Annotated in this window: 22 protein-coding genes; 9 read left to right on the top strand and 13 right to left on the bottom strand. The window is 37.4% G+C overall.

Annotated features, from left to right (window positions below; genetic code table 11):
• The first annotated feature begins 77 nt into the window (after positions 1–77).
• From EGI31_RS15545 to EGI31_RS15565, 5 genes are all read left to right on the top strand, one after another.
• Positions 78–2,291, top strand: coding sequence for a DUF5916 domain-containing protein (locus EGI31_RS15545; RefSeq protein WP_255038069.1), 2,214 nt, complete (start codon positions 78–80; stop codon positions 2,289–2,291).
• A gap of 34 nt (positions 2,292–2,325) precedes the next feature.
• Positions 2,326–3,066 (top strand): transposase, encoded by a 741-nt coding sequence (locus tag EGI31_RS15550; RefSeq protein ID WP_255038070.1) that lies wholly within the window; start codon positions 2,326–2,328, stop codon positions 3,064–3,066.
• Positions 3,067–3,132: 66 nt separating this feature from the next.
• Positions 3,133–6,381, top strand: coding sequence for a serine hydrolase domain-containing protein (locus tag EGI31_RS15555; RefSeq protein ID WP_255038071.1), 3,249 nt, complete (start codon positions 3,133–3,135; stop codon positions 6,379–6,381).
• Positions 6,382–6,473: 92 nt separating this feature from the next.
• Complete coding sequence (locus EGI31_RS15560; protein WP_255038072.1) at positions 6,474–7,256, top strand: TspO-related membrane protein; 783 nt, start codon at positions 6,474–6,476, stop codon at positions 7,254–7,256.
• A gap of 88 nt (positions 7,257–7,344) precedes the next feature.
• Entirely contained in the window at positions 7,345–7,857 is a 513-nt protein-coding gene (locus tag EGI31_RS15565) for a DUF8685 domain-containing protein (protein ID WP_255038073.1), read from the top strand.
• An 88-nt stretch (positions 7,858–7,945) separates the two neighbouring features.
• Here EGI31_RS15565 and EGI31_RS15570 read toward each other — a convergent pair whose 3' ends face one another.
• The 8 genes from EGI31_RS15570 to EGI31_RS15605 all read right to left on the bottom strand — a co-directional run bounded on the left by EGI31_RS15570 (position 7,946) and on the right by EGI31_RS15605 (position 16,121).
• A complete protein-coding gene (locus tag EGI31_RS15570) occupies positions 7,946–9,250 on the bottom strand; it encodes an OmpA family protein (RefSeq protein ID WP_255038074.1) in 1,305 nt (434 codons plus the stop codon).
• Positions 9,251–9,354: 104 nt separating this feature from the next.
• Positions 9,355–10,050: a potassium channel family protein gene (locus tag EGI31_RS15575; protein WP_255038075.1), complete on the bottom strand. Its 696-nt coding sequence runs from the start codon at positions 10,048–10,050 to the stop codon at positions 9,355–9,357.
• Positions 10,051–10,060: 10 nt separating this feature from the next.
• Positions 10,061–11,863 (bottom strand): TrkH family potassium uptake protein, encoded by a 1,803-nt coding sequence (locus tag EGI31_RS15580; RefSeq protein ID WP_255038076.1) that lies wholly within the window; start codon positions 11,861–11,863, stop codon positions 10,061–10,063.
• A 46-nt stretch (positions 11,864–11,909) separates the two neighbouring features.
• On the bottom strand, positions 11,910–13,178 hold the full coding sequence (locus tag EGI31_RS15585; RefSeq protein WP_255038077.1) for an NAD(P)/FAD-dependent oxidoreductase: 1,269 nt from the start codon (positions 13,176–13,178) through the stop codon (positions 11,910–11,912).
• 54 nt (positions 13,179–13,232) lie between these two features.
• Entirely contained in the window at positions 13,233–14,234 is a 1,002-nt protein-coding gene (locus EGI31_RS15590; protein WP_255038078.1) for a 4-hydroxyproline epimerase, read from the bottom strand.
• Positions 14,235–14,240: 6 nt separating this feature from the next.
• Entirely contained in the window at positions 14,241–15,146 is a 906-nt protein-coding gene (locus tag EGI31_RS15595; RefSeq protein ID WP_255038079.1) for a dihydrodipicolinate synthase family protein, read from the bottom strand.
• Positions 15,147–15,214: 68 nt separating this feature from the next.
• The gene (locus EGI31_RS15600) at positions 15,215–15,535 is read right to left on the bottom strand and encodes a YtxH domain-containing protein (RefSeq protein ID WP_255038080.1); all 321 of its coding nucleotides are present in this window, start codon (positions 15,533–15,535) and stop codon (positions 15,215–15,217) included.
• A gap of 79 nt (positions 15,536–15,614) precedes the next feature.
• A complete protein-coding gene (locus tag EGI31_RS15605) occupies positions 15,615–16,121 on the bottom strand; it encodes a DUF7935 family protein (RefSeq protein ID WP_255038081.1) in 507 nt (168 codons plus the stop codon).
• 299 nt (positions 16,122–16,420) lie between these two features.
• On the opposite strand from EGI31_RS15605, the gene EGI31_RS15610 reads away from it, so the two are divergent.
• From EGI31_RS15610 to pssA, 3 genes are all read left to right on the top strand, one after another.
• Positions 16,421–20,131 (top strand): ATP-binding protein, encoded by a 3,711-nt coding sequence (locus tag EGI31_RS15610; RefSeq protein WP_255038082.1) that lies wholly within the window; start codon positions 16,421–16,423, stop codon positions 20,129–20,131.
• A gap of 61 nt (positions 20,132–20,192) precedes the next feature.
• Positions 20,193–20,831, top strand: coding sequence for an MBL fold metallo-hydrolase (locus tag EGI31_RS15615; protein WP_255038083.1), 639 nt, complete (start codon positions 20,193–20,195; stop codon positions 20,829–20,831).
• A 71-nt stretch (positions 20,832–20,902) separates the two neighbouring features.
• Positions 20,903–21,595, top strand: a complete 693-nt coding sequence (gene pssA, locus EGI31_RS15620) for a CDP-diacylglycerol--serine O-phosphatidyltransferase (protein WP_255038084.1) — start codon at positions 20,903–20,905, stop codon at positions 21,593–21,595.
• Between the two features lie 5 nt (positions 21,596–21,600).
• Here the strand turns inward: pssA and EGI31_RS15625 are convergent, their stop codons facing one another.
• A complete protein-coding gene (locus tag EGI31_RS15625; RefSeq protein WP_255038086.1) occupies positions 21,601–22,467 on the bottom strand; it encodes a M23 family metallopeptidase in 867 nt (288 codons plus the stop codon).
• A 218-nt stretch (positions 22,468–22,685) separates the two neighbouring features.
• Between EGI31_RS15625 and EGI31_RS15630 the strand changes: the two genes are divergently transcribed.
• Positions 22,686–23,192: a GtrA family protein gene (locus EGI31_RS15630; protein WP_255038087.1), complete on the top strand. Its 507-nt coding sequence runs from the start codon at positions 22,686–22,688 to the stop codon at positions 23,190–23,192.
• On the opposite strand, the gene EGI31_RS15635 is transcribed toward EGI31_RS15630, so the two are convergent.
• From EGI31_RS15635 to EGI31_RS15650, 4 genes are all read right to left on the bottom strand, one after another.
• Positions 23,189–24,004 (bottom strand): purine-nucleoside phosphorylase, encoded by an 816-nt coding sequence (locus EGI31_RS15635; protein WP_255038088.1) that lies wholly within the window; start codon positions 24,002–24,004, stop codon positions 23,189–23,191. The genes EGI31_RS15630 and EGI31_RS15635 overlap by 4 nt on opposite strands.
• Positions 24,005–24,079: 75 nt before the next feature.
• Positions 24,080–24,319, bottom strand: coding sequence for a 50S ribosomal protein L28 (rpmB, locus tag EGI31_RS15640; RefSeq protein WP_255038089.1), 240 nt, complete (start codon positions 24,317–24,319; stop codon positions 24,080–24,082).
• Between the two features lie 94 nt (positions 24,320–24,413).
• On the bottom strand, positions 24,414–24,569 hold the full coding sequence (locus EGI31_RS15645; protein WP_255038090.1) for a DUF5522 domain-containing protein: 156 nt from the start codon (positions 24,567–24,569) through the stop codon (positions 24,414–24,416).
• Positions 24,570–24,596: 27 nt separating this feature from the next.
• On the bottom strand, positions 24,597–25,055 hold the full coding sequence (locus EGI31_RS15650; RefSeq protein ID WP_255038091.1) for an Lrp/AsnC family transcriptional regulator: 459 nt from the start codon (positions 25,053–25,055) through the stop codon (positions 24,597–24,599).
• Positions 25,056–25,064: the final 9 nt, after the last annotated feature.

Consider the following 25,064-nt stretch of genomic DNA (forward strand, 5'->3'; position numbering starts at 1 on the left):
AGCCCGTTCTAATCCGATTTTAATTATCACGCATTAGAATTATATTTGTTGCTGCAATTACACTATAAACTACCCTAATGCTAAAAAAATCACTATTTCTAATTTTGACTTTTGTGACTGTTGCCAAAGCTCAAGATGCTGAAATCTTTAAACCGAACGACCAGAAAGTTATTTTTCGAGCGACTGAAATTCAAAATAATATAAAAATAGATGGTCATTTAAAAGACGATGAATGGAAAAATGCTATACCATTTGAACAGTTCATCGAGGTAGATCCATTTCAAGGGGCAATTCCAAAACACAAAACCATTGCGAGAGCTCTCTTCAATAAGCAATTTCTTTACATTGGTGTTTTCAATAGGGATACTTTGGGCAAAAAATCAGTCCGAGTAATCGACTTCAAAAGAGACTTTAATACCAGAACTTCAGATTATCTTGGAATGGCCATTGACGGTTTTAACGACGGACGTAATGCCATGGTATTCACCACCAATCCACATGGTGTACAGAGAGATTTTTTATCTTTTGATGCCACTTTGATAGACCTGGATTGGGACGGGCTTTGGAAAGTAAGAACCTCAAGAAGCGACTCAGGATGGTACGCAGAATTTGCAATTCCTTGGAAATCATTAAGATACAACAAACCCACCTCTGAAACTTCGGAATGGGGATACAACATTAACCGTAGCCGGAGAATGACCAACGAAAACTATGCTCTCTCATTATTCCCGAGGTCGTTTAATGTCTTGAGGATGGATTACGCCGGAAAGTTGGTCGGAATCAAACCTCCTCCACCGTCGCCCAACATAAGAGTGCAACCATTTTTATTGACTTCATTTGACAAATATCAAAACATAGCTGACAAAAAACCTCAGGATACACAAGTCAAAGTAGGTGGTGAAATTAAATGGGCCATAACTCCGAATTCGGTTTTGGACTTGACGGTAAACACAGACTTCGCCCAAGCCGATGCAGATAGACAGGTAAACAATGTAACGAGATTCAGTGTATTTTTCCCCGAAAGACGACAATTCTTCTTAGAAAATGCCTCGCTTTTTGGCACAAGCATCGGTCCTGCAGCAGATTTATCGGGCGGCTCCATGCGTATTCAACCATTTTTTAGTCGACAGATTGGCTTGGATGGATCTGGAAACCCAATCGCTTTAAATGTCGGCTCCCGTTTTGTGCATCGTTCGGCCAAGTCTAATTATGGAGCAATGTATATTCGCCAAAGAGACAATGGAAATTCACTCGGTACTAACTTTGGGATTGGTCGCTATTCGAGAAACTTTGGCGGCCAGAAAAGAATCGGTGGATTATTTACCACCAAACAAAACAGCCTAAATACCAATCTATCAGGCACTGTTGACGGTTTCTTCAGGTTTGATGCCGCCAATTCCTTAAACTGGATGGTTAGCACCACCTACGACACCCAAATCAAACAATCGGGTTTTGCGGGTTCTGCCCAATATTTTTATGCGAATAACCAGTGGAAACTTTGGTGGACACAATCTATCATCACCAAAAACTATAATCCTGAAATCGGTTTTGTATCTAGAAATGACATAATAGCCACCACACCAGGCATTTTCTATTATAACCGAGAGAAACTAGTACCACTCAAAAAAGTATTCAGGTCCTACGAGCCCAGTCTTTTGGTAGAAACTTATCATCAGGCAAGTACGAAAATCTTGACAGAATCCTCAGTGGGATTGAGTCCTTTCTGGTACCTGTTGCAATCGGGAGGTTTTATTGGGCATGTTTACACCATCTTTAGCCAAAATTTGCTTGAGCCATTTAGCCCACTTAGGGTTAAAATTGATGTTGGAAAATACAATTACGGAAGGCATACGATATTTTGGTCGAGCGACGGATCAAAGAAATTGAGTTTCAATTGGAACGGGGAATATGGTAGGTACTTTAATGGAAAGCTTAACACCACCACCTTCAGGATTAACTTCTCTCCGATTCCGCACATTGCCCTCAATGCATCGGCAAATAGAAATAAATTTACAAAGGTCGGTATCGAAAAAACAAACAAAACTGTCGACCTAATTGCACTAGAAGGTCGTTTGGCATTAAATCCGAGATTTCAACTAATTGGATTTTATCAAAAAGACTTATCGCAAAATGCCAATAACTACAATATAAGATTGGCATGGGAGTATCAACCTCTTTCATTCTTATATTTGGTATTCAACAATCGCCAATTTGATTCAACACTCAGGCCCGAAACTCGAGCCAGAGAGGATCACGCCATTGCCAAAATCAGCTACTTGAAACAATTTTGATTATAACTCATCCACCCAGAAATCGAATTCACAAGTGACAGAATTATATAAAAACAAGTACAGAATACCTTCTGCGAGACTTCAAAGCTATGATTACGCTAGCCAAGGGATGTATTTTGTAACGATTTGCACCAAATTCATGCAGCATTTTTTTGGAAAAATCATAATTGATTCGGTAAATGGAAAGGCAAAACTTGAACCGACTGAAATAGGCAAAATCGCCGAAACGGAATGGTATAAAAGCCTAGAAATGAGGCCTGATATGAATTTGGACATCGGCGAATTCGTTGTGATGCCTAACCACATTCATGGAATCATAATTATTGGCAAAAATGAATTTAATTCTGGGAAAAATTTATCGGAATTGAATTCCGATTTGAATTCCAATTCCGATTTGAATTCCAATTCTGATTTAAATTCCGATTCAAATTTATATTCGAATTTGCATTTGCATTCCAATTCGCATTTGCATTCCAGTACAGACGCGATGCATCGCGTCTGTACGCGATCCATATCCGCCATGCAATCCACATCCGCCACGCAATCCACATCCAAAAACGCCTTCGCATCGCAATCCAAAAACTTGGCCTCCATCATACGGGGCTATAAATCGGCGGTAACCACATATGCCCGCAAAAACAAAATCCGATTTGAATGGCACGTACGATATCACGACCATATTATTCGAAATGAGGAAGAATATCTCAGAATTTCCAATTATATCAAAAACAACCCATCAAAATGGCTTGATGACAAATTCAATAATTCGAAATAAATAGCACTTTGACCTCAATTTAAAAGACTCATTCACTATTTTTGAATAAAATAACCTTTTTCTAGAATGAACAAACTCTTCAGAATAACGCTAATCATAATCCTTATTTTTAATAGTACAATTTTCGCCCAAAAAAAGCCTGAATTTTTAACAAAATACAATGAGGCTTGGGTAGAAAATACTCTAAAAAGTCTAACACTTGAAGAAAAGATAGGGCAATTGCTCATGCCGAGAGGCAATACCTCCGGCAAGGGTTATGATCCTGAAAAGCTAAAAGTTTGGGTGAGAGATTATAAAATCGGTGGAATCGTATTTTTTGCGGGTCAACCTACCGTTCAGGCAAGGATTGTAAATGAACTGCAAGCCATGAGCAAAACTCCTTTGCTGATAGGGATGGATTTGGAGTGGGGAATGGCCATGAGGTTAGATAGCACCGTGCGTTTTCCATACCAAATGGCTCTTGGGAGTATGCAAGGAGGGGAAAATCTCATTCAAGAAATGGGAAATGAAGTGGGGCTACAATGCAAAAGGATGGGTGTACATATCAACTATGCACCTGTAGTTGATATCAACAACAATCCACAAAATCCCGTGATAAATTTCAGATCTTTCGGTGAAGATAAACTGGCGGTAACCACCAAAGCTTTTGCATATATGACAGGCTTACAAAACCAAAGAATTCTCTCAACCGCAAAGCATTTCCCAGGACATGGCGACACAGGGGTAGATTCTCATTACGACTTGCCCATCATTTCACACGACAAAGCACATTTGTCAGAAAATGAATTATACCCTTATAAATTCCTGATAGAAAATGGTTTAAGTGGTATTATGACCTCGCATTTGAGTGTATTGAACCTCGACACCACCAAAAATCTTGCAGCCACGTTTTCTGGAAAAATAGTCACGGATCTATTAAGAAAAGACTTAAAATTTGAAGGTCTCACCTTTACCGATGCCATGGATATGCAAGGTGCGGTGAAATATTTCCCAAATGGAGAGGCACTGGTAAGAGCTATTTTAGCCGGAAACGACATCCTTGAAACCTTCGAAGATGTTCCCACGGCAGTGGCGGCCATTAAAAAAGCCATCGAAAACAAACAATTGACTTTAGAAATATTAGATGAGCGAGTGAGAAAAATTCTTAAGGCCAAATCATGGGTGGGATTGGAGAACTACAAACCCATAGAGATCAACAACCTGGTGGAAGACCTAAATACTATAAAATCCGACTATTTGAATAGAGTCTTTGCTGAAAAATCGATAGTTACCCTAAGAAATAACCAAGAAATATTGCCTATCAAAGACTTGTCGAAAAATACAGTGATATTATCCATTGATGCCTCAGGAAACACACCGTTTCAAAGAATGGCTGCCAATTATACTGATACCAAATTGATTTCTATTGAACCAAACGGAACTTTGGAACAAAACAAAACCAAAATAGAAGAGGCTTTAAAAGCTGAAAATCTAATTATCGGGTGGCACTTGGCTAACATACGCCCAGGAGCCAATTATGGAATTAACGCCAACAATACCTTGATTATTAAAGCCTTATCGGAAAGAAAAAACGCTACCCTAGTAATATTCGGAAATCCTTATGCTCTTGGCAAAGTGGATGGTCTTGATAACTTTGATGGCTTAATATTGGCTAATCAACTCACCAAATATACAGAAGAGGCAGCAGCCATGGCTGTTTTTGGAGGAATAGAAAGCAATGGTAGGTTATCGGTAACGGTGAATGAAAAATTCAAATTAAATGATGGGGTCTTGGTTCAAAAAAATGGTCGTCTTGCCTATGGCACTCCCGAAATGGTAGGTTTGGACAGTAAAATTTTCAATGCCAGAATTGACTCGGTGATTAATATTGGAATAAAGGAAAAAGCCTACCCAGGTGCTGTAATGGAAGTTGCGAAAAATGGCAGGGTAATTTACCAAAAAGCATTTGGATTTCATACTTATGAGCAAGCCGATGATTTGAAAAATAAACTTAGAGCAAAAACTAATTTTGAAATTGGCAACAAATCTGATGTAATGGACAATCCGAAAGAATTACAAAATGCCAAAAACCTGGCTGTGACGAACGGAATTGACCCTAAGATATTAGGTATGGTTGATCTCAATGACTTGTACGACTTTGCTAGTGTTACCAAAATTAGCACCTCGGCCTTGGCGGTTATGCAGTTAATGTCAGAGAATAAATTTGACCTAAACCAAACCTTTGGAGATTACTATGAGCCATTCAAAAACTCCAACAAAGAGAATTTGACCTTTAAAAACATGCTCACACACAAGTCTGGATTAAAGGCTTGGATACCTTTTTGGATGGATTGTATAGACTCAGTGGCAACCATTGAAAAGGCAGTAAAAATGAACCCTGTCTTAGAGAACTTGGTGGTTAAAAATTATAAAAAACAGGGTATTTTTGCCAAAATATTGAAACTAGAGCCAAAATATACGTTCGACTATGCCGCCACCCTGAAAAAAGACAAGACTATCTGGACCAAAAGCTTGAATACAAAAACCATCACTTGGCTACCAGGGATTTTTAGTAACACAAAAACTGATCAATACTCGGTTGAGGTGGCGGATACCTTATTCATGAATAAAGATAGGGTGGCATTTATCATGAATCAAATCAAAGAATCCCCTGTAAAACCACAGCAAGGTTATGTTTACAGTGACTTGCATTATTATACATATCCAGCATTTGTTCAAAGTATAACCGGCCAAACTTGGGAAGACTACCTCAAAACAACTTATAAATCTCTCGGAGCTAGCACTTTAACATATAACCCACGAAGATTTTATGGTTTGGATAGAATAGTACCAACCGAAAAAGACACGCTTTTTAGAAAAACGCTGATTCATGGCCGAGTTCATGACGAAGGTGCAGGTATGTTAAACGGAATTTCTGGCCATGCTGGGCTTTTTGGTTCGGCAAATGACCTAACTAAACTCATGCAAATGTATCTGCAAAAAGGAAGTTTTGGAGGAAAGCAGTACATCAAACCTGAAATTATTGACCAATGTACTGACTATCAGTTCCCATATGAAGGCAATAGAAGAGGAATTGCATTCGAAAAGTTGGACTTTAACAAAAACATAAGTAATGGCCCACAAATGGCCTCTTCAAAAAGCTACGGGCATTCAGGCTATACAGGCACATATACTTGGGTAGATCCTGAATTGGATTTGGTCTATGTATTTCTTTCCAACAGAGTTTATCCAACCAGAGATAACACAAAAATTTCGTCCCTAAATATCCGTACTGAAGTTGGTAACCAAATAATAAAGACGATTAAAGGCAAGTAATTATAAATTTCCCTAAACGCCTGATAAATACATTAATATCAGGCGTTTTTTGTGTACTTTTAACCTAACTAAGGTTCTAAACTAGAAAAATAATGTCAACTTTAAACAAAAAACCCGTCCTTTCTATTCTCAATTTCCTTCTGTTTGCAGCAGTGGTTTATGTCAATACACTAGCCGTAACCTTACCTATAAACGGAAAAAGCACTGGAGAACTATCGGACCAATATCCCAATCTTTTTGTCCCTGCGGGCTTTACATTTTCTATCTGGGGAGTTATTTACTTACTACTTTTTATTTTCGTGGTATATCAAATTTGGGTTTCTTTTAACAAAAAAACAGTTCAAAAAGTCAGCATTCAGAGTCAAATTTTATTTGGGCTCACCAACATCCTAAATATGAGCTGGATATTGGCATGGCATTATGAAATGGTAACTTTATCGGTACTCATAATGATCGCCTTTCTGATAACGCTCATAATACTTTTCCTAAATAATGAAAAAATAAAGACCACAACTTTTATGGAGAAAATAGCGATAGCAATCCCTATAAACGTATATTTAGGCTGGATATCTGTTGCCACAATTGCCAACATTACCGCATTATTGGTCACTTTTGGATGGACAGGAAACCCACTTACCGAAAGTACTTGGACGATTATCATGCTCAGTATTGGTGCTGCCTTGGCGGTGGTTATGTTGTTCAGAAGAACCAACTTCGCTTATGCATTGGTCATCATTTGGGCATTTTACGGTATTTATTCAAAAAGGCAAACTTCTGCCAATCCTGAAATAGCCCAAACTGCATTGATTCTGATAGCTATAATTGCCTTTAGTTTTGCCTACATTTTATTCAAAAATTTGAGGAGTAAATTTTAAAATTTCCTCACCAGGTTCAAAAAAAATATTCTAGCCTGACTCCTTGGCATAGCTTTTGAATTTGAAGATTCAAAACAAAGCAATTTTTATGGAATTATTAGGAATAGGATCAAGAATCAAACATGCAACCTTCGGAGCTGGAGTGGTAATCAATGTAAAATCTGACGGCTACGAAATAACATTTATAGAAGATGGGACACGCAAACTCAAACTGGAAGCTGAACTAGAAATCATTCATAAAACTCCCTTCTCAAATGATTTGGTAAGTCTATTTGATGTAGAAAGATCTATTACCAAAATCCTACAAAACTGGATGGATGCTACCGAAATAGTACCCCTTGGCGATAAATGGAAAGGCGGAAAGATGATACTTGAGCCAGGAAAGGTTGGATTATCTTCCAAAGAAATCCCAGTGGATACGTTTTTTCACAAAATTGTAATGATGCGTGATAGACTACGTGTAATGGAGCAAAAGATTAACGCTTCAGAATTAGATGATGAAACCAAAGTGGATATTCAGCAATACATTTCGCGTTGTTATGGCTCTATGACCACCTTCAATATTCTATTTAAGGAGACAGACCATCAATTCAAAAGCTAAAAGAAAGCTGAAATTTGCAAGAATTTATAAGAAAAAAGAGGAGCACCACTCCTCTTTTTTTCTATTTAACCCTATAAACCCTTAAAAATTAGTCTATTATTTTATACTCAACCCGTCGGTTGAGTTTTCTATTTTCTTCCGTATCATTTGCTGAAACTGGTTGGGTATCTCCTAAACCCACAAACTTTATTCTATTTCCAGCAATGCCTTTACTCACCAAATACTCACGAACATTGTACGCTCTTTCCAGAGATAATTTTTTGTTAGCTTTTGAATCTCCTTGGTTATCTGTATGACCCTCAATCTGTATTTTAAGGTTAGAGTTTTCTTTCAAATACGCCGCTAAATTATCCAACTGCTCAAATGACTCGGGCAACACATTGGATTCTCCGATTTGAAAATACACTTTATCCAATTTAAAGGACGACTTTTCTGGGTTAACAGGTACTCCTATACTTTCCTTAATTTCCTCTTTTGCCTCTACCTTTGGTTGAACCTCAGTCTGTTGTTTTGGTTGAGGTACCGGCTCCATAAACAAGTCCTTTTGGAAACTGCCTTTTTTCATAAAAGCACCTACATCAAAAGATTCTTCCATTCCATCATAACCTGCGGAACTGATCTTGTACAAAACTTCCTTCGCAGTTATCATAAATTCATAAGAACCTGATTTAGAGGTCTGCACCGAATCAATAATTTGTTGTGTTTTGGCATCATAACAAACAATTTTCGCTGAGATAGGTTTGTTAGTAACTGCATCTATGACTTTCCCAAAGAGTTTAAAGTCTTCGGCTTCCACGTTCTCTTCATCCTCTTTCGGAGTGACCGCTAGGGTTTTTGGTTTGGCGTTGACATCTGGGTTGTTAATGTTGATACCGAAGAAGTTCCAATAGGTGAAATTATCTGCCCGATCGCTGTCATGTTCTATAAGGTCAATACTTTCAAAACCTTTAGGAATTTTCTCGAAATAAACCTTAAAAAAATACTTCTTCCCTGGCTCTACATCCTTTCTATTGGGTGCAGTAGGGATATCAGTAGCTTTGATAAATTTATACTTTTTGCCATCCGAAGTTTTCAAGTAAGAAGTTGGCTGAAAACTGATGGTACTGGTGTTTTCTTGTTGCATAAACTGCTGTAAAATCATGTTCCTCATCATGGGGTTCATGTTCTGCAACTGCTCCTTCTCTTTCGGATTATCCTTCAGGTATTCTTCTAAGATTTCTTTTGCCGTTTTAGCAACAAACTGCATCGAAAAAACCGTGCGATCCTCGGTTATTTCAACCTTATTGATGAAAACATCCTTTGTAGATTTCTTTTTAATTTTGGGATTGGAAGTTACCTGAGCATCAACCCCTAAGCTAGCCAATAAGAAGATAATGAATAGGATTTGCTTCATTTTTGTATATGCGTTTTTAGTTTTTAAAACGCACAATCTCAATAATTAGTTTTCCGAGCCACTGTTAAAAAGTGTTAATCAAATTGAAGTAGAAACCAAGAGATTTAATCTCTGATGTCTTTGCCTATCATGCTTTCGAAGTTTCTGAGCTCGCCCATCATTACTAATATATCGGCAGTAGTAAATATGTGCTCCGCTTTCAATTTTGTTTCAACAGTAGCCTTTTGAGTTTTCATTCCCAAGAAATTCTTCTTCTCTTCAAAGTGCTTTATCGCAATGAGTTTTAAATCATACTTTTGTTCAAAATCTACTGTTGATAGTTCTCTTCCAATATAACGCTCTGGTACTTGAAGTTCAATAATACTGCAATTATCTGATAAATCGAAGGACTCCACTATACCCTTCATTTCCAACTGCTTGGCAAACATTTCAGCAGCTAATTCTTCGGGATTAAAGATGGTTTCAATACCTATAGACTCCAAAACCGTATGATGGACAGGGCTAATGGCTCGAGCAATAATTTGTTTGGCACTGAATTGCTTCATGAGTGCGGTGGTAATAATAGAGGCTCCCACATCTTCACCGATGGCTATAACCACTATATCCACTTCTTTGATGGGCAAACTGTTATAAGCATTGGCCTTCGAAGTATCAAGACTGATGGCATGTGTAATCTTATTTTTTAATTGATCCACCACCTCAAATCTACTATCTACGCCAAAAACCTCATGACCCATAGTGGTCAATCTTGCGGCCAAAGTTGAACCAAAATTACCTAAACCAACTACAATATATTTCATAAAAAATATTTTACATTACTTGAACACTGTCTTTAGGATATCTGTAAGATTCACTATCAACTTTTTTGAAAATGCCGAAAAGCATGGTAAATAGCCCAACTCTACCCAAAAACATACATACGATTAAAACCAATTTACTACCATCTGAGATAGAAGGAGTAAGATTTAGCGATAAGCCAACTGTACCGTATGCCGAAAAACATTCAAAGGCTACCATATGCAGCGGAATTTGTGGATCAAAAATAGACATCATGAAAATTGCCACTCCAAGTATCATAAACGATGTAAAAATAACCACAAAAGCCCGCTGAACTGAACTTTGAGATATCTCTCTTCGAAATAATTCTATTCTGGTTTTTCCCTTTGCCAATGCCACCACATTAGACACCGCTAAGGTGAAAGTGGTCACTTTTATACCACCGCCAGTGGAGCTTGGTGCAGCACCAATCCACATTAGCAAAAGGTACAAGAGAATGGTACTTTGCATCAGATTTCCCATGTTCACTGTATTAAATCCAGCCGTTCTTGGTGTTACAGAGCCAAAAAAGGAACCAGAGAATTTACCGTACATAGTGGTATGCTCAGCCAAAGTATTGTTTTTCTCAAGAAAATAAAACGCGAGAGTACCAACCACCAATAAAACGAAAGTACTACTCAAAACTAGACGACTGTGAACCGAAAGACTTTTGGCTTGAAAAGTGAATCTTTCGCCAAAGAATAAAAGTCTAAGCGTACTTTTCGTGTAGTATTTCATGGCATTATAAATATCTATTACCACTGGAAAACCTATACCACCCAATATAATCAGCCAAGAAATGACATTTTGCAGATTGTAGTTTTTTCTAAGATTGACATTGTAAAGGCCATCTGCTACATTGGAGAAACCGGCATTACAAAAGGCCGATATCGAATGAAAAAAGGAGAAGAACCAATAGTCTGAAGTTGTTCCGGGATAAGTACCTGCGGTGAAAACAAATATCAAAATGGCACCTAAGAACTCCACCAAAATTGTAAAAAACAATATTTTCTTCAGAATGGAAAAAAGAGAACTTGGTTGATCTGTTTCAATGATATTACTCAATATCAGGTGATTACGCAGAGACATGCCACCGCGAAACAAAATTGCGAAGAAGTTGGTAAAGGTCATTAAGCCTAAACCGCCTATTTGAATCAAAATCAATAAAATATCCTTCCCCAAATCCGTGAATTTGGTGGGGACATCCACCGTTGAGAGACCTGTAACACAAACCGCACTCGTAGCCGTGAATAATGAATCTATCAGACTTAGATTACCGTTGGTGGCCTTTGGAATCAGAAGCATGGCAGTGCCCCAGAAAATCAAAAAACTAAAGGATATCGTAAATAATATAGATGGACTCAATAAGGAATTCTTGACTTCGGAGGAAACCGATAAAAAACGTAGGAAAAAGAAGGATGCTATGAGTAAGTACAGAAAATAGGAGCTGCTAAAGATAGCATTCTGATATTTGAAAATATTGAAAATAAAAAACACGAAGAAAATAACAAAATCAGAAATGTGTTTTCTTTCAAATATTAGCTTTTTAGAACTTAAGATAATCTTTAAGGACCATTTGAAAAGAAAAAACATCATCAGAAGCTTGGGAATCTGCCTCAAAACGTTGTTTACCCAATCAACCGCATATTGTTCTTTGGGGAAACCAATCTGATAAATGACCAACGAAAAGCCAAATGCCAGCGTTAAAAAAATTAACCTATTCGTCTTGCGTACGATGGACTCCTTTACTTTGAAGAACCTATCTTCGTAGTCGACCCATTTTTCTTTTAAGCCCAAACTTTAGTTTTTTATTTTTTTAGATGCCAAAGGTAAACATGGGATTCTAATTACCAAATCTTTGTGCTGAAAATCCATCCAAATCCATATCTGTTTTTTCACCTAAAATTTGCTGAGCGATGAGTTTACCCGAAGCCGGAGCGAGGCTGATACCCATCATGGCGTGACCAGTGTTGATAAACAGATTCTTGAAATGATTAGATTTGCCGATATAGGGTAATCCGTCAGGCGAACAAGGCCTAAAACCATACCAAACGTCTTCTTTTTGAGGTAAATCAAGGGTATATTCAGGAAAAAACTCTGGAACCGACTTAATGATTCCTCTCACTCGGTTCATATTTATGGTACTGTCCAATCCACCAATTTCCATAGTACCACCAAACCTAACAAACTTACCAGACATAGGCGTAATAGCTACTCGGGCTTCTACCAATATATTTGGGATAAATATCTCTTTACCAGGCAACTGAGACTTACTCACACTATAACCTTTGCCCGCCTGCATGGGTAGATTTAACCTAAATATTTTAGCCAAAACACCGGACCAAGAACCAGCTGCTAGAATAACTCTATCTGCTTCAATGGTCTCTTTTTGTCCATAACTCTGCACTTCCAGTGAAGTAATTTTCTCACCAGTAGACTCAATATTAAGCAGTTCTGAGTCATTTTTAATTAAAACTCCTTTACTGAGCAAATACTTCTTTAGGCTTTCTATCAGCTCGGTTGGATTCAAGTGGGCATCACCAGGAAAATATACTGCCCCAGCTACTTCTGGACGAATTTCAGGTTCTAAATCATGGATGGCTTTTTTATCCAAAACCTTGGCCTCAATTCCAATCTGATTGGCCAATTGAGCTACATGAGCTTCCTCGTCTAATGTGCTTTGTTTTTTACAGTACATCACTAAGCCCTTCTCCTCGTACGAATAATCTAGTTTCTGAGCCAAATCATGATATAGAGATTTGGAAAGAAGACCTAAATCACGCAAAAGCGGCACTGAATTATCTACATGTTTTTGGTTGGAATTTTTATAAAACTGTAGCCCCCATTTCAATAAATCAAGCGAAATTCTCGGTTTTACGTAAAATGGACTTTCGCTATCAAGCATCCATTTTAAACCCTTCTCTATCATGCCGGGAGAAGCCAATGGAATAAAATGACTAGGAACTACCATGCCGGCATTACCAAAAGAACAGCCCTCGTCGCCTGAAGATTTGTCTATAACAATAACTTTTTGTCCCGACTCTACCAGATAATAGGCTGAAAATAAACCAATTACCCCTCCTCCTACTATAACTACAGGTTTTTGAACCATATAGATTTTCTATTAATTCTATTTATATAATCTCATCAAACTAAACATCCCCATTTAAATCACCTGAAAACCAAAGGCATAAGGATCATCTTCGGCGTCAATGGAAATGGTGTTTTCGCCATAAATCCTTGCCCAACCTTCAATACTCGGATAAATGGCCTCAAATTCACCTACCTTGGTTCGACCTTCTATTCGCCCTACAAATTTGCTCCCGATAATACTCTCATGCACAAATTCGTCTCCTTCTTTTAAAAGGCCTTTGGCAGCCCACTGGGCCATTCGGGCTGAAGTTCCAGTACCGCATGGGGACCTATCTATGGCCTTGTCTCCATAAAAGACGGCATTACGGGCAGTAGATTTTTCGTCAATAACAGCTCCAGTCCATAGAATATGGCTGAGACCATTTATCGAATCGTTTTCGGGATGTACGAATGTGTGCATCTCATTGAGTCTTTCTCTAAGCACTCTCGACCATGCTATTAATTGGTCTGCCTTGTAATGCTCTAAACCAGGGAAGTTTTCTTGCACGTCCACAATCGCATAAAAATTACCTCCGTAAGAAACATCTACCTGCAGGGTTCCTAAATCAGGGCATTCCACTGATAGGTTTTGTTTGTATAAAAACGAAGCTACATTGGTCAATTTGACCGATTTTACTTTATTATTTTCAGATTTATAAGAAATATTAACCAAACCAGCTGGTGCTTCCATTCTTACTTTGCCTTCGATTTGGGGTTTTATCAAGCCCTTTTCAATGCCAATCGTAATTGTACCAATAGTTCCGTGTCCGCACATGGGTAGACAGCCGCTTGTCTCTATAAACAGTACACCTACATCATTTTGCGGATCACTTGGTGCATACAAAATACTACCAGACATCATATCGTGGCCACGTGGCTCAAACATCAGTCCTTTCCGTATCCAATCAAATTCTTTCAGGAAATGTTGTCTTTTTTCAGACATGTTTGCCCCGATCAAATCTGGGCCACCACTCGAAACCAACCTCACGGGATTGCCGCAAGTATGGGCATCAAAACAATGAAATACCTTTTCCATCCAAGTTTAGAGTTGTGGTAAGGATGGACGATTCTTCAAAGCTTTCTCTATGACATCCATCACCGCCTGACGCTCTGCTCCCACTAACGGCAACCTTGGCTCACGAACCATTTCAGTTCCCATACCTACTGCCACCTCGGCAAGTTTAATATTTTGAACAAACTTGTTACCGATATCCAAGTGAAGAAGAGGGAAAAACCAACGGTAAATTTCACGGGCCTCTTGTATTCTACCTTGCTGCACTAGTTCATAAATTACCACCGTCTCTCTCGGAAAACCACAAACTAAACCAGCTACCCAACCATGAGCACCCATTACTAAGCTTTCGAAAGCCAAATCGTCCACTCCGCTCAAAATCTTGAATCTGTCACCGAATTCGTTAATGATATCTGTCATGTATCGTACGTCTCCAGTAGACTCCTTCATGGCTTCAAAATGCTGATTATTAGCCAAATCACGAAACATTGGAATAGATAAGAACGTCTTGTAAGCCACAGGATTGTTGTATGCCATCACAGGCAAATCTGTGGCATCCGCAACTTTATGCAAATAGTGAAGCGTTTCTCTGTCATCAGATGCGTATCTCATCGGTGGCAACATCATCAAACCATCACCGCCTGCTTGCTCAACAGTTTTCACGAAACCCACTGCCTCGGCTGTTACGCATTCAGCCACGGTCATAATCAACGGGACTCTTCCCGCTATTGCCTTTTTTGCAGACTCCAACAAAGCCAGTTTCTCATCTGTGGAGAGCGTACTGTTCTCACCTAAAGAGCCACAAACGATGATGCCATGCACGCCAGCCTTGATTTGCTCGTTTATATTGTTTTCGAATGTTTGAAAATCTAAACTTTGATCTTCAAAAAAATTTGTAGTAACGGCGGGATAAACCCCTGTCCATAGTGGTTTCATAAAAAGATGATTGTTGAATAAAAAAAGATGGCTTCCGTGGGAATTACGAAAGCCGTATTGAATAAATTTTAAGCTTCTGGTTTGACGTCAGTTTTTGGCTTTATGAGACTTGCAAACATGTCAGTAATCATTTTCTCTGCCTCTGGATACTGATTTTTAAGATTTTGCACTACCTCGTTGAATTTGGTACTTGCACCATTTTTCAAATCTTCAAAATATTCCGGAGCTTTCTCAATGGCAGCTTCGGCTTCATCTTTCAGCTCATTTCCCTTGGCTTTGAGATCTTCCATTACCTTTTCACCTTCTTCAGTATTGAGGTATTTGTTGAGTGCAATTCCTGCTGCAGCTCCTAAAATAAATGTAGCTAGATGTTTCGATGTAACGCCCATGATGATAGTATTTATTGATTTGTGGCCTAAATTTATGGCTAATAAATAAGAATAAAAAAAATATTTAATAAATACTCTTTCAGAAATATTTCTGAATGTCGGCTTTTAAATCACCCAAAACAGAGTTGATGGTTTGAGAACACAATAATTCCTGATTTTTAAGTATTTGTAGCACTACATCTCTCGAATTGCCCAAATTCTTGTGAGCCAATATCTGTTGGTTCAGGTCTGAAGCGGTGGTATTGGCGGCCATTACAATCTTGTCCCAAATGGCGGGTTCTATGTAAATCTGCTGAGCAATGTTGTGATTGAGTTCTTTTTTTATTTCAGGTATAACCGCACCTTGCAGGTCTTCCACGGTCAAATCGTTATAATTTAGCCGCGTAAAAATATTCTCTGGTTTGATTCTTTCCAAAAACAAAGCCAAACGTTCATAGGCTTGTAAACGCAGCGGAAAAGCAATTTCCTGCTGGCTTTTAACTTTTGCAAAATCAAAATGTCTATTTAGAAAATAATTATAAAGCAAAAAAAATACGCCAACAATCAAAACTGCAACACCAACAAAACCTAAAAATTCACTAGTCATTTTTTCATTTCTTTTCCCAAAAATACTTCAATATTTACGAAAAAAAAATCTCAAGCCAAGCTTCATTAACGAAATCAGTATCTATCCTGAAAAGATGAACACAGCCACCAAAAAGTTATTTTAATTATCAGGAAGTTAAAGCCGACTCTGGCCTTAGAGAAAAGGTTAGATGGATTTAAGTGCTGAGACCGATCCTGTTTCAAATGACATAAACTTAGCTCATCTGATTCTTTGGCATGATTTTTCGTAATTTTATATGGAATCGAGACCATGAGTCAAGATAAATACCATCAGTATTAATGAAAGCTTTTAACATTAGAAAAAACATATTCCTCATTTTAGGGCTTATTGGCCTGTTGGTGGGGGCTTTGTATTTTTTTCTTGTCGAAAAAGACTCTCAAAACAATCTCTCTGCTCAGTATCAATCTAATCTTCAAAAGAATGTTATTCGAGAATTATTAACATCCGATTTTGAATTAGGCCAGGTTATAAAACAGGTAAATGAGAAGAAATTTACTTCCTTCGAACAATTAAATATCAATACCAAATACCCCTATTTTATATTCAGAAACGGCCAAATAGCCTATTGGTCAGACTACAGAGTTGTTCCGAAATACGAAAAACTTTCGCATCAAGAGGACGTCTTTTTTGATAATTATTTTCAAAACAAAGGTATTTTTCAAAGAAAATCGACGATTATCAATAAGGACACCGTTGAGGTGTTCTCCCTTGTTAATCTGTACAGATTCTATCAAAATCAGAACGACTACCTGCAGTCGGGTTACAATTCAGAGATTTTTCATCCTGCTCCTCTCAAAATTTCAGGCAATAGTTTTGAAAAAAGTCAGGTCATAAACGGCTTTTCAGGAAAACCTCTTTTTTATTTTCAAGGACCGGAGAAAGACAAAATAATCAACTCCGAACTGCCAAAAACTACTTTGTGGATTTTTGTTGTTGCCTTAGTCTTTCTAGGTATTTCTGCCATTCAGTTTATCAAAAGCTTACTGAAACAGCATCAGTTCGGTTACGCCATTATTTTATTATTTGCTGTGCTAATTATCCTGAGGTTGTTACTTTTAATTACTGGTTTGCCGTGGATTTTCCTAGACCAAGAAGTATTCAATCCAAGTTTTTACAACGGCACAATACTTACTCCAACACTTGGCGACACCGTACTCAACGGCCTCTTCATCATGATTTTCATGGCTGTTTTGGCCCTATATTATTACAGAACGCGGTTTTTGTTGCTTCTAAATAAAACCCCACCTTTCATTATGAGCATTATTTCAGTACTGACGGTACTGGTGGTAATGGCTCTGGCTCATATTTGTTCTAACCAAATTAAAGACATTTACGAAAACTCCCTTTATAACTTGGGTTACTCGATGAATTTGGGTTTTAGCAAATTCAAAATCATCAGTTTTGTATATTACTTCTTTGTGTTGGGCAATTTTTTCATTGGCTCCCACATTGCCATCAACCTGTTCCTGAAACTCCAACCGAAAAACAAACTTGGTTTTTTTCATTGGTTGTATGGTTTTTTGACCGGAATGATTTTGTTCTATTTTATTACAGGCCTAGGTTTGGCATTTATTTTGGCCGGAATTTATTTCTGGATTGTTTACTTTTTTAAACTTTCGAGATATTTCTATACGCTTCGGTTTCAGACCTTACTTTATTTCATTCTTGCGGCATTTTTCTTTGCCTTGATATCTGTGAATACAGTTGAATATCAGGAATCAAAAAAGAACATCTTAGACAAAAACAATTTCGGAAAAAGGTATTTGGCTGAAAATGACCTACTTGGAGAAGGTCTGCTGGACAGATTCAGGCAAATAGTTAGAAACAATGAGTCTATCGTTTCCGCTTTTCAGAGAAAAGAGTTGGCTTATGAGTCTATCAAGCAACAGATCAAAGACGATTTGTTGGACATGTATTTTGATAAATACGATGTTGAAGTGAAGGTTTTTGATGCGAATGGGTCAATTATGGAGCCTAGCGATAATACGGAGAATATTGCAGAACTCAAGTCCAAAGTAGCGAGTTTAAGATCGAAAACAGACCTTCCGAACATATTTTTCATAAACGAAACAGGGAATAGTTTCATCAAACAATACATCACCTTCAACGATGTTTATAACGGGTCCGAAAAAGTCGGTACGGTGGTGTTAGATTTGAAACTCAAAGACGAAAACGTAACCAGCGTGTATCCTGAGTTACTTTTAGACAAAAAATTCGTTCAAAATCCGGAATCAAAAAACTACAGCTACGCCATTTTCGATAAGAACAATAGTCTAGTTTATAACTCTGGAAGCTTTAACTACCTGATGTATTTTCCTTTGACAGAACTCAATGGAACGGAAATCTACAATAGCGAAAAAATAATTCAAGGCTACTCTCACTTTGCACTGAAAGGGCAAAAGGATAAAAAAATAATTATTTCGCAGCCTAATGCCTATTGGAAAAATTTACTTTCGAACTTCTCCTTTTTGTTTTTGATTTCGATTCTAGGGATTTCTGCCTTATTATTGGTATTTACAGTTCTAAACGGATTCAAGAGTTTTTCGATGAATTTCTCTACCAAAATCCAGTTTTACCTCAATGCGGCCTTTCTCTTACCTCTTATCATACTTATAATTTTAACTTTGAGTGTCGTTAGAACCACTTTGATTTCCATCCAAGAAAAATCATTTATCGACAACACTAAAAACATTGCGAATACACTTCAATACCATTTGGAAAATCTTCAAACAGGAAAAAGTAGCAGGGCGTATTTTGAAAGTGAAATAAATGATTTGGCCAGAAATACCAAGGTGGACATAAATCTTTTCGATAACAGGGGAAAACTCAATTTCACTACCCGTCCGTTGGTTTATCAGTATCATTTATTGTCGAATTATCTCAATCCAACAGCCTACAACAAGATACTAGAACAAAAGGCTAATGAATTACTAACCAATGAATCACTTGGAGAATTGAACTACAAAACTGTTTATATTGCAGTAAAAGGTAAAGAAAACAAGAATTATGGCGTAGTTGGAATTCCGTTTTTTGATGCCAAAACCATGCTTGATATTCAGGTAAAGGAAGTTGTTGCCACCATTCTTATCATTTTCTTACTGATGTTCTTGATACTTTTGGTATCGTCGTATTTTGCAAGTTCTCAGCTTACTTCACCACTAAAATTGATTGCTCAAAGGCTGAAAAAGACCAACCTTGACAAATTGGATGAGACCATTGAGTGGAAATCTAATGATGAAATTGGCCTTTTGACGAAGTCTTACAACAAAATGATCAAGAAACTTGATGAAAGCAAAATAGCACTTTCGCAAAGCGAAAAACAGACAGCATGGCGAGAAATGGCCAAACAAGTAGCACACGAAATTAAAAATCCATTAACACCTATGAAGCTTTCAATTCAACAGCTTCAAAGGACTTTGCCAATGGACGATCCAAAGTCACGAGATAGAATTCAAAGAGCGTTAAACTCACTTACCGAGCAGATTGATAATATTAGTGAAATTGCCAATTCGTTCTCAGAGTTTGCTAAAATGCCAGTTCCTAGAAACGAACGTTTTGACTTGGTGCCAGCTGTTCAAAAAACCGTTGATTTGTATTCGCAAAACAATAATATAAAAATAAATTTTGAATCCTCGGACAAAGAGATATTTGTCATGGGTGACAGAATGTTACTCAACAGAGTGATTACCAACCTCATACTCAACGGCATACAAAGTGTGCCACCTATCCGTCAGCCAGAAATAAGGGTAAAAGTTTACAAAAACGAGGAAGAAAATTTCGGTATGATTGAAGTTAAGGACAACGGTAGTGGTATAGCAGAAAGTATTAGAAAAAAGGTATTTATTCCAAATTTCAGTACCAAAGTCGGTGGCTCGGGCCTTGGTTTGGCTATGGCCAAGCGTGGAATTGAACATGCAGGTGGAAACATTTGGTTTGAAACCGTTGAAGGAGAAGGCACTACGTTTTTTATTGATCTTCCTGCCAATTGAAACCAAACGGAGTTGAAAAATGCCGTCCAAGGCTTATCTTTGTCGAAATATCGAAAATTAAATGACAAAAATACGGTCTTTTGTATTCTCACCATTTTCAGAAAACACCTACGTGCTTTACGACGAAACCAAGGAAGCGGTGGTTATAGACCCAGGTTGCCTTTCACAAGCCGAAAAATTAGAACTCAAAGAATTTATAGTTGAAAATAACCTAAAGGTAAAGGCACTTTTACTTACACACGCCCACTTAGATCATGTGTTCGGGGCTGCTTTTGTTAAAAGAACATTTAAGGTAGACATGTATCTGAATGAACTGGATTTACCTATTCTTGCAGATGTGGAAAATCGCTGTAAAACTTGGGGAATCCCTGGCTATGAGCCAGTTGAATCGGATAAGCCACTCAAGGAAGGAGACATTTTTACATTCGGCAATACAGAACTAGCGGTTGTACATGTACCAGGACATGCCCCTGGACATGTGGCCTTTATATGTCACAAAAGCCAGTTTATAATAGGTGGAGATTGTCTGTTTCACAGAAGTATTGGTCGAACAGATTTTCCGTTTTGCAGCCAAGAACAATTATTACATTCTATTAAAACTAAGTTTTTTACCTTGCCCGATGAGTATACTGTTTATGCTGGTCATATGCAGCCGACCACCATCGGAGACGAGAAAAAACATAACCCTTTTTTGAAATAACCAGTTCCGAATTAGTCTTTGGCATGCAAAAAAAACGGCCAGAGTGCTGAAAGAATGATATTTAATAATTTATGAAACTATTTACCTTACCCAATTTTATAACATTAGGTAACCTTATTTGCGGTTGTTTGGGCATTATTATGGTCCTAAACTGTGAATTCACTAACGCCTCCATAATGATGTTAATAGCACTGATATTAGACTTTTTGGATGGTTTTGTGGCTCGTTTGCTCAAAATCAGCTCTGAAATAGGCAAACAATTGGATTCTTTGGCAGATGTGGTAACGTTTGGCGTATTGCCATCTTTAATTATTTACAAACTTCTAGAAAATTCTGCTCTAGAGCCTTCTTATCTTAAATACACCGCCTTTATAATGGCAGCGGCATCAGCATTGAGGCTCGCAAAATTCAATATAGACACCAGACAATCAGACAGTTTCATTGGGCTACCTACACCTGCCAATGGTATGGTAGTGGCCACTTTTCCATTTCTAATCAATGATTATGGCAAACTCGGTGAAATAGTAAACAACCCTTGGATTTTAATTGGCTATGTGTTCGTATTTAGCTTTTTACTCAATGCCGAAATACCACTTTTTGCCCTAAAATTCAAGAAGTTCGGATGGAAAGAGAATCAAATGAAGTACATTTTTCTTCTAAGTTGTGTTCTACTTATTCTAGCTTTCCAGCTCGCAGCGGTTCCTTTGATTATACTTATTTATGTACTACTTTCCTTGGCAATAAGTAAGAAAACGAGAAAATAGGACAACTAAACCCTCTTCCTTTTGACCTTAAGGTCAAAATTACGAACAGCTATTTTTTTCGGTGGAAGAGGTTTTATTAAAGATAATTTACCAAAAAAAAGTCGTTTTATACCCTCTGCTTGTGTTGATTTTCTGATAGTTTCAGCATTTTTGAGCCAAACATAATAGTTCTTGGGTTTTGGATAATAATCCTGATCCAATTCCAAATACATCAGGTGGAGATGAGTGTCTGACCGTTTATTTTTGGCATTGAATCCTGTTCGGCCAACTTCGCCCAACTTATCACCGGGCTTCACAATCTGTCCAATCTCTACCACTACCTTACGGTGGTGGGCATAATACCACAAACCTCCCCTTTCAAAATCAAAAACCCAAACATAGTTCCCCCCTCTATATTCAGAGCTATCCGTCCAATCTTTTTCAACGGCCAATACCACCCCATTCCCAACAGATACGATGTCCACATAATCCTGTTTCCTGTTATCCTTGCAATCTTGGTCAGGGTCATATATAAAAATATCGTGTGCAGGATGGCTTCCTGAAACCGAGTGGTCAAAAAGATTAAAGTTTTTGATATAAAACCCCGAGCCATTGCCTCCTACTGCTGAATAATCACTCTGTGTAAGCGGAAAAACAAAATTGCCTATTTGACTTGAATCTAACGTATTGGGATAGCTTTTTTTGAGAATACCTAAAATACTTTTAAACTCATTTTCTGCCTCTAATGGGGTTATATTTTGCTCACGAATGTCAACCAGCAACTTTTTGTAACGAGGAAAAACATCAGTTTCGTCAGAAAAAGAAAATGCCGAAGAAGCATCAGTCTTTAAACTAAAAACCGAAAAAATGGCAAAAAGAATATTTAGAAGCATGGCTGTTTTAATAGTATTTCTAGAATTAAATTTTCGCTCTGAAAGCAAAGATACAAGCAGAAGAAGCCTCAAGCAACATGAATTCAGACAAAAATCAATAAAACTTGGCTATTTTTCGTTAGAACTGATGTCGAATTAAAAAAAACCTTCGCTGGTAATAAAAACGATTTGTAAAAACATTTGAAAATCAGGATATTTGTAAAACGATTCCAATCTTTTTGAAAAAAGCAATAAATTTAATTAAAAAACGGAGGTCACTTATAGCATACTTTTTTGCTGCAGGTAGCGGGGTAATTGTTCAATATTTAGTAGGTACCACCTATTGTATTGGCCATTTAAATATGGATCCACCAACAGCGTACTCTATCGGTTTTATTGCTTCTATACCGGTTGGTTTTATCTTATCAAAGGTTTTTGCATTTAAAAGTCGTCATTCTGGAAATACTACCAGAGAGATGATAAAGTTTGGCTTGGTGCTTTTCTTCTCTTATATTATTACTGTTTCCGGCTCCACTTTTGCCTTAAAAAGCCTAACGTATCTTTTTGGAGAAATCAAAACTAAAATTCCATTTACTAATAATGACTTTAGCCTTACGGGTACATTGAGTCATTTTGTTGGCATGGGATTAAGTTTTATTTTCAATTATTTTACACACAAAAAATTCACTTTTGTAGAAACAGGTCTTTTTGATAAAATAAAAGATTTTAAAAAATCCAAAGTTTAAATCCCTTCAGCTATCAATTCCTTAAATATAAGGGTCATAACTGGCTCAGCCTTGGCTGCATTGCCAATAATTTTCGAAATTTCAGCTACTTGAAGTGTCTCTGGAACACACATATCAGTAATGACAGAAACGCCAAAGACTGGAATATTCATTTGCCTGGCCACAATAACCTCCGGCACTGTGCTCATACCAACAGCATCAGCACCGAGCATTCGCATCATTCGATATTCAGCCTTAGTTTCTAGCTGCGGACCAGTTACACTTACATAAACTCCTTCTTTGAGGGTAGTTATATTGTGCCTTGCGGCAATTTGTTTTGCTTTTGTTATGATTTGCAAACTGTAGGGCTCACTCATGTCTGGAAATCTATCTCCCATTATGTTAGCTCCCAAAAGTGGATTACTTGGTAAAAACTGAGAAATATGATCATTGATAATCATCAAATCGCTCTCTTGAAAGCTCGGATTTAAACCTCCAGCGGCATTGGAAATCAGAAGACATTCTATACCAAGCAATTTCATTACCCGTATAGGGAAAGTGATTTCTGCCATACTATAGCCCTCATAATAATGAAACCTACCTTGCATACACACCACGTTTTTGCCTGATATTTTTCCAAAGATCAGTCTTGATTTATGAAATTCAACTGTGGCCTCAACAAAATTGGGAATTTCGGAGTACGGAAACTCAAACTCTATCTCTATTTCCTCCGCCAATTTACCTAGTCCTGTGCCTAAAACAATACCAAACTGTGGTACAAAGCTTCCGATTTTGGCTTTTAAAAACTCTGCGGTTTCTGTAATTCTTTGCATTCTTGATAAAAAAAAAGATTGAATTCTAAACTAAAAAAGTCCAAAATTCAATCCAAAAAAAAAATAAAAAATATTTTATAAAGCCAATGTACCTTTACGAGCTGCACTCAATAAAGTAGCTTCTAAACCTTTTTTGTTGATAGTTCTGATAGCACTAGTAGCTACTTTCAATTCCACCCAAACACCTTCAGACTCAAGAAAGAATTTCTTAGTTTTAAGGTTAGGGAAAAACTTGCGTTTCACCTTGTTATTAGCGTGCGAAACATTATTTCCAGATCTTGTTCTCTTACCGCTTATTTGACAAACCTTTGACATGATTGTTTATTTTTAATTTTTGAAACTTCGTTTACTCGAAACGAACACCTAATTGGGCTGCAAATATCCGAATTTTTATTTTAAAAACAAAATACTAAACTTTAATTTCTTCTTTATAAGGACAATTTAGACAATTACTTTTACAGCAATAACCCCTTTTCAGGTGATATTCCTTTGTAAAAACCATTAGACCCTCCTTATTGAAATAAAAATCTGCATTTTTTGAAATCTTCTTTTTCAATATTTTCATCAAAAACCACAATTTAAAGTACTTAATTTAAAGAGGAGTTTCTGTAGACCATTTCACTTCGGTCATCACAAACATAGACTGCACATTCTGAATATTTTCTAATGCCGCCAACTTATTCACCAAAAAATTCTGATATTGAGCGATATCCTTAACTAAAACTCGCAACAAATAATCAAAATTTCCGGCTATGTAATAACATTCTACTACCTCATTGAAATTAACTACTTCGCGTTCGAATTGTTCAAGAAATGGTTTGGCATGCTCCTTAAGTTGCACACTACAATACGTCAACATCGGCTTCCCGACTTTTTCTTTATCTAATAGAGCCACATAACCTTTGATAATTCCCTCCCGCTCAAGCCTCTTAATACGCTCATAAATAGGCGTTTGCGATAGCTTTAAATCATAAGACAGCTCCTTGGTAGTTATCCGAGCGTTTGTTTGAAGTGCCTCAAGTATTTGTTTATCTATTTCGTCTAGCTCCATTTATTTTCT

This window comes from Lacihabitans soyangensis (genome assembly GCF_024343775.1).
GTDB lineage: Bacteria > Bacteroidota > Bacteroidia > Cytophagales > Spirosomataceae > Leadbetterella > Leadbetterella soyangensis.